Annotated in this window: 4 protein-coding genes and 1 pseudogene; 2 read left to right on the top strand and 3 right to left on the bottom strand. The window is 44.6% G+C overall.

Annotated features, from left to right (window positions below; all coding sequences use genetic code 11):
• Positions 1-207 (top strand): annotated as a pseudogene (locus L5M18_RS15600) (IS3 family transposase); the annotation flags it as partial.
• A 21-nt stretch (positions 208-228) separates the two neighbouring features.
• Here the strand turns inward: L5M18_RS15600 and L5M18_RS15595 are convergent.
• The 3 genes from L5M18_RS15595 to L5M18_RS15585 form a co-directional block, all read right to left on the bottom strand.
• A complete protein-coding gene (locus L5M18_RS15595; protein WP_263197640.1) occupies positions 229-423 on the bottom strand; it encodes a hypothetical protein in 195 nt (64 codons plus the stop codon).
• Between the two features lie 269 nt (positions 424-692).
• Positions 693-1,904 (bottom strand): porin, encoded by a 1,212-nt coding sequence (locus L5M18_RS15590; protein WP_028760445.1) that lies wholly within the window; start codon positions 1,902-1,904, stop codon positions 693-695.
• A gap of 222 nt (positions 1,905-2,126) precedes the next feature.
• Positions 2,127-4,574 carry a DNA polymerase II gene (locus L5M18_RS15585; protein ID WP_263197639.1) on the bottom strand — a complete coding sequence of 816 codons (2,448 nt, stop codon included), beginning with the start codon at positions 4,572-4,574 and terminating at the stop codon, positions 2,127-2,129.
• Between the two features lie 137 nt (positions 4,575-4,711).
• Here L5M18_RS15585 and dinG point away from each other — a divergent pair, with 137 nt between their 5' ends.
• The gene (dinG, locus tag L5M18_RS15580) at positions 4,712-6,784 is read left to right on the top strand and encodes an ATP-dependent DNA helicase DinG (protein ID WP_263197637.1); all 2,073 of its coding nucleotides are present in this window, start codon (positions 4,712-4,714) and stop codon (positions 6,782-6,784) included.
• Position 6,785 lies beyond the last annotated feature (1 nt).

Raw genomic sequence — 6,785 nt, 5'->3', positions numbered from 1 at the left:
CACAGTAAGCTCAATTTTGTATCACCGAGTGAGCGACATGCGATGCAAGATAAAGCGATTTTATCTAAGCGTAAGGAGGTACTAGAAGAAGCAAGATCAAGAAACCCTAAACGCTGGCCAAACGGTATAAGGAACTGTGACGTTATCGGTGAGGTAGTGTTGAACCCAGAAAAAGAGTCTGAAACTGAAACAAGAAATGCAGCTTAAAATTTAAGTAAAGAGTGCCAACTACCTTGAAAAACACCGAGGACTAGCAGTTTCCATATCTGCGCGTTTAATTCGCGAACCAGTTACAGCTATACGCTCAACTTTTGCTCCATCTTTATCATCTGCAAATGTAAAAGGTACATTTAATACCGTAGCAGTCACACCGCTAATCAGTGCAAAGCGCACAGATTTTGCTATCAAGTTTTTTTTATGCATTGTCAATCTCCCGGGAAAATCATGTTTTTATTATAATTTGCTTATTTAATAAGCAGTTTTAAACAAGGGCACCTTAAACATTCCGAAGTGCTGCGGAAGCATAAAATCATATGAGAGACATTTAATCAACAAAAAGATAACTAAATACAAACAAAAAATACACAATGTTTTTTTATTACAAATTGACTTATCGTTAAAAACAAAAAGCCAGTCATTGCTGACTGGCTTTTTGTTAAAACAGTGGTTTCTACTATATAGAAACTGGAAACTTAAAGTGTGTAACGGATACCAATGGCAACGCCGTCAGATTCAGAAAGCGCCATTCTAGCTTCTTGTTCTTTATCTGCACTGGTAAAATCGCTGTAATCTTTACGTGCTTCTACGTAAAGCACTGTGTTTGGGTCCCATACAAAGTGCAAACCAACCACGACAAACTGACGTTTGAACTCATCGTTAGGATCGGCATTAAAGTTAGGTTGAATGACATAGTCTTTACCGGCATCAAGCACGTTGTAAGAAATGAATGGGCGTAATCCATTGTCAAACTTGTAAGAAACTAAACTTTCAATACCATAGGCGTCTTTAATCAAACGACCAATATTGTCTGTGTCATGATTTTCTTGTCTGTTGACGTTTGCAGCAGCGTATAAGCCATTGCTATCGAAGTTACCCCAAGTGATACCCGCACCGTAGATAAGATCAACCGCTGTGGTTTGTTCGCCGTTACCAAAACTCACATCAAACTCACCGCGGTTAACACCCGCAGTTAAGGTCAGCATATCAGTGGCTTTATAGGTCAGCGCGCCACCATAAGTATAATTGTATTCTACTTGTTGAGCCGCTTTATCACCGCTTTCCCAGTTCGCTTGACACTGAGCTTGTGAAATATCATCCGTTGTATCACAGGTATAGAAGCTGCTGTTTTTCAACTGTGCTTGAACTGCAAAGCTTACATCACCAAATGCATTGCGATATTGAACTGTTTTATCACCACGACCAACACCGTTTACCGCGCCATCATCTTTATTATAAGTGTAAACACCTGCAGTGTTACCGTCCCACACAAAACCGTAGTTAGTGTTGTAAACGACATCGTACCAAGCGCCCCACTGCTTACCAATAGTCAGTGTTCCATAAGTGTCATGGGACAGACCAGCGTAACCTAAACGGTTATAAAAGAACTCTTCTTGAACAGATTCGAAGCGATTATTATAAACGATGTCGCTACTACCTACAGGGTTCACACCCCATTCCAACTTAGCAAATGCTTTCCAACCGTCAGTCAACTCACGATTAAAACCAAAATTAATGCGAGATGCGCCGTTAACAACCTCTGTTTCCCCTTGAGTGTTGATCACGCGTGCATCAATAAAACCACCGATTTCTACGGCATTTTTATTATCTTTATAGATCTCGATAGCTGAGACTGATGGAACTAAAAAAATTGCTGCAAGCGCAGTTGCTACTAACGTCTTGTTCATTTGGTGCTTAACCTTTTTTGTTTATGTTCTGTCAACGTCATTCCGTTGTTATATTTCCTTACAATTTCCTCTTAAAGGGTAGCAAACTTTCAATATTCCCTCAAAGCTAAACCTAAAGAATATGTCGATTAACATCACAAAAACAAACCAGTTAACCTCTACAAAACAGGTTAAAACGCTACATTAGCCACCCTGCGCAACACATAAAGAACATTAAAAACACTATATTAACAGCAACTGCTTTGATGCAATATCCATGTAGTTTAGTTTCATTATCGAAAAAACAGGCTCGGCAATAGGGCCAATTTGCTTATCAATGTAGTATTGGTAATCAATTGGTGACGTTCTGTACAGTAAGGATTCCGGTCCATTTGCAGTAATCAGATAATCAATCTGCGCCCCACGCTTGCCAAAAGAGGCATCTCCTGTTAAGTCGCATAATTGTTGAGCGACTTTAACATGGGGAGAAGATTTAGCCGTGTAATCTTCAATATTGCGTCGCATTCGTTTGCGAAATACCAAATCATCATCCAACTCACCATCAAGCAGCTTTTCAAACACACTGGCCAAATAAACACGGATATCCCTTTGGTTAAACATCCGTTCATAGAGTGACTCTTGAACTTTGCGCGCTAAAGAGCTCCAATCACTGCGCACTTGCTCCATACCTTTAAAGGTAAGCTCAAGTTCATCGCTCGCATTACGCCACGCGCCAACATAACGTTTTTTACTGCCTTCTAACGACCCTCTTAAGGTCGGCATAAAAAACTGCTCATAGTGGCGTTCAAACTGTAACTCGAGAAAACTCTCAACTTGATGATCTTCACCGATCTTAGCCTGCCACTTAGCATTAATTTCCCGCGCCAGAGTGTTACCTAAGGCGTTAATGTCTGAGAGATCAGGCTCGCTACCAAGCCAGACAAAGGTCGAATCCGTATCGCCGTAAATCACTTGATAGCCCATCTCTTCTATCCATGCGCGGGTTTGTTTCATGATTTGATGACCGCGCATAGTGATCGAACTTGCTAACTTTGCATCGTGGAAAACACAACCTTGAGAACCTAAAACCCCATACAACGAGTTCATGATAATTTTTATCGCTTGGGATAAAGGCGCATTGTGCTCACTTTTGGCCTTTTCGCGCTGCTCAGATAATGTTTGGATAAGCTTAGGTAAAATGGGCTGTTGCCGACTAAAACGCCCACCGAGAAACCCCGCAACACATTCAGACTCGGGCAATCGCAAACCTTCAATTAATCCCTTAGGGTCAATCAAAAAGGTACGAATAATGGAGGGATACAGACTTTTAAAATCGAACACTAAGATGTGCTTATAAAGTCCCGGTACAGAATCCATCACATAGCCGCCGGGGCTTTCGATCCCATCACTCGCAGGAGCATAGGGTGCGACGTAACCTGCTCGATGTAGATGGGGTAAATACAAATGATTAAATGCCGCCACCGAAGCCCCTACCCGCCCCAGTTCTAAACCTGTCAGTTCGGCACGCGCGAGGGCAAAATCCCACAATTGAGTGTGAGTAAAAATACCCCACACTAGGCGGCTATCGGTAAGATTGTAATGCGCTAAGGCTTGTTTATCGGTCTTAAACAGCTGATCAATTTCTTCAACGCGATTATCCACGTTATGAATGGCCTTGCCTTCACCCAATAATTTCCGTGACACAAATTCTAACGAGAACCGCTCAAAATGATAGAAAGCGGCTTTGAGCCAATCGATACCATCGAGTACCACACGGCCCGGTAAAACTAAGGTTTCTGGCCGAAATTTATTATCGACTTTCCACTCAAGCTTTGCCCCTCCGCGGCCAATGGTGAGCGGAATACGATGTAATAATGCACGGCGTGACAATAGCGCGAGGTCAAAACTCACCACTGACCAACCTATGACAAAGTCAGGATCAAACTCATGGAACCATGCGATTAATCGATGAATGAGTGCAGCTTCATCGGCCACCCATTCAATATATTCGGGAGAGTTTGATTCAGCCTCACCCACCATAATCACTTTTTCATAAGTCTGCTTGAGGCTATCTTGCTCACCGTCTCGGCCACTATCTTGACCATATAGTGCAACCGAATAGAGTAAACCCTCAAAGCTACATTCAAAATCCAGTGAGATACAGCGCAAATGTACAGCCGTTAAAGGGGCAATACTCTTAGCACGCTCGGCGATAAACACAGGCAGCGAATTAGCCTCAAAACTGTCGCTAGTCGGCGCGTGTATGTTACTCGGCGCAGAGAAATGCCCTAAAAACGCCACATCCAGTGCCACAAACCGCTCGATTAAATAACGCTGTTCAGGGCGAATATCGGCTTCAAATAAGGGGATGTCGGCATCTTTAGCGATGCGCTGTAAGGTACGTAAGCTGTTGCTCGATTTAGCATAAACACCACTGACTGCGCCGCCTTTAAAGCTTTTGAGCGCTAACGGTACAAACCGCAATGCTTGACCCGGAGTTTGCAACTGCAAAGCCGTGACATCAGTTTGATGACAAAAACAAATGTGTTCAGTGCCTTGCACTTCCACCAGCACAGGGCCTTGGGCGGTAGCCAGATAATACTGCAACACTAAACTCCCATGACGATGAATCGCATGGCGTGTTAAGACTCGACCTTGTACACTAACGGCCGCGGTAGCCTCTGACTTCATCGCATGGGTTCCCAAATCGCATAGCTAGTCAATTTAGATGGTTTCTCAATTTAAATGCCGCCAAATGGCAGAAAAGTTTCTTAGGCTATGCAATCACTGTTATTATGTACAGCATTAATTCGATAAAGTAGTGACGCATGTTACCTGACAATGTAAAAACCCAGATCCGCGCCATCTATAAGGATATTGCTACCGCCTTGCCTAATTTTAGGCCGCGCCGCGAACAAAACTATATGGTGGCGGAAATCTCTAAGACCCTCGCCGGCGACTATGATAAAGATAGGCGCATAATTGTGGTCGAAGCAGGCACTGGGATCGGTAAATCATTGTCTTATATCCTCGGTACCATTCCACTGGCATTAGCAAGCAAGAAAAAGGTCTGCATCGCTACCGCAACCGTCGCTTTGCAGGAGCAATTACTGCATAAAGACTTGCCCTTCTTCCTTGAGCAATCCGGCTTAAATTTCCGCTTTGGCTTAGTTAAAGGTCGACAACGTTATGTGTGTCTATCGAAACTGGCGATGCTCATCGGTGACGACAACAGTACACAAATGGCCATGTGGCAAACTAAACCAGACAATAGCCAAGTGGCTATGATGCACGGCCTGTTAAAAGACTATAACGAAGGTCGCTGGAACGGCGAAATCGACACCTTAGCCGTGCCGCTGCCCGATCACCTGTGGCAACAAATCGCCTGCGACAAACACAGCTGTCATCGCCAAGTCGCCAGCCACAGAAATTGCCCGTTCCATAAAGCCCGCGAAGATGTCGATACTTGGGACGTACTCATCGCCAACCACAGCTTGTTATTCGCCGATTTAGAGCTAGGTGGCGGCGTGATTTTGCCCAATCCCGAAGACGTGTTTTATGTTATCGATGAGGCACATCACTTACCCATTGTGGCGCGGGATTTCTCCAGTGCGCAGGCCACGCTGAGGGGCGCCTGCGACTGGCTCGAAAAAATTGGTAAAACCTGCGCTAAGTTACAAAACCAAATAAAAAGCAACAATATCATTGCCCCCGCGCAGGCGATGCAGGATCACTTAGGCGATCTTATCGCCCAGCTCAATCAAGTGGCCCACTATTGCGATACTCAGACCAAACACTTTGCTAATCCTGAAAACCGTCTGCGTTTTGAGCACGGCAAACTGCCGGACTCATTACTCATTCTGGCTGAAAACCTTGCAGTGACCTCTAATCTTGCCCTCAAGCAGTTTAATAAAATGCTGTCACTGCTGGCAGAGGCGATTAAAGATGGCGACATTCCTAAACATCAATCCGAAGCACTATTAGCCGAAACCGGATTTATGCTGCAAAGGCTCGAAAACCTGCAGAAATTGTGGAGGATGATGGCCAAGGAAGATAAGCACAAAGGCGCACCTATGGCGCGCTGGGTCGAACTCATCACAGGTAAACAAGTGGATTATCTGTTTAGCGCCTCGCCGATTGAAGTCGGTTTTATGCTGGAATCTATGCTGTGGCAAAAGGCCGCAGGCGTAGTCTTATGTAGCGCCACGCTGCGCGCACTCAATAACTTCGACCATTTCGTACATCAGGTGGGGTTATCACTCAACGATGGCAGTCGTTATTTAGCCTTACAGTCGCCCTTCGATTACCCCAATAATGCGACTCTTTATTTACCCAAAATGCGCACTGAGCCGACGGATGATGCCTATACGGCTGAACTTGCCGAACAAATCATCACCCTTATTGAAGGTGAAATGGCAACCTTAGTGCTATTCGCCTCCTACTGGCAGATGGAAAAAGTGGTTGAATTACTTGAAGGTAAACTCACCACTGAGCTACTTATCCAAGGCAATGCGCCACGGCAACAATTGTTAGAAAATCATAAAGCTAAATGCGATAAAGGCGAACCAAGCATCTTGTTTGGCACCGGCAGTTTCTCCGAAGGTCTCGACTTGCCCGGTGATTATCTGACTAACTTGATCGTCACTAAACTGCCCTTTGCCGTACCAACCTCGCCCGTTGAGCAAGCGCATGCAGAATATGTCAAAGTCAAAGGCGGTAATCCCTTCTTACAACTGACGATCCCAGATGCTTCACGTAAGCTTATTCAAAGTTGTGGTAGATTACTGCGTAAAGAGCAAGATTATGGCCGAGTGACCATTTTAGATAGGCGGTTAGTCACTAAACGCTATGGCAAGTCCTTACTGGATGCCTTACCGCCCTTTAGACGTGTTATAGAGTAGG

Origin of the sequence: Shewanella sp. SM20 (assembly GCF_025654545.1) — a bacterium.
GTDB classification, from domain to species: domain Bacteria; phylum Pseudomonadota; class Gammaproteobacteria; order Enterobacterales; family Shewanellaceae; genus Shewanella; species Shewanella oncorhynchi.
The sequence above is the reverse complement of the archived record's forward strand: the minus strand, read 5'-3'. Positions and strand labels throughout refer to the sequence as shown.

Excerpts from the sequence above, each read along its gene's own strand:
- dinG (WP_263197637.1), top strand. The coding sequence starts at position 4,712 with ATGTTACCTGACAATGTAAAAACCCAGATCCGCGCCATCTATAAGGAT.
- L5M18_RS15590 (WP_028760445.1), bottom strand. The coding sequence starts at position 1,904 with ATGAACAAGACGTTAGTAGCAACTGCGCTTGCAGCAATTTTTTTAGTT.
- L5M18_RS15595 (WP_263197640.1), bottom strand. The coding sequence starts at position 423 with ATGCATAAAAAAAACTTGATAGCAAAATCTGTGCGCTTTGCACTGATT.
- L5M18_RS15585 (WP_263197639.1), bottom strand. The coding sequence starts at position 4,574 with ATGAAGTCAGAGGCTACCGCGGCCGTTAGTGTACAAGGTCGAGTCTTA.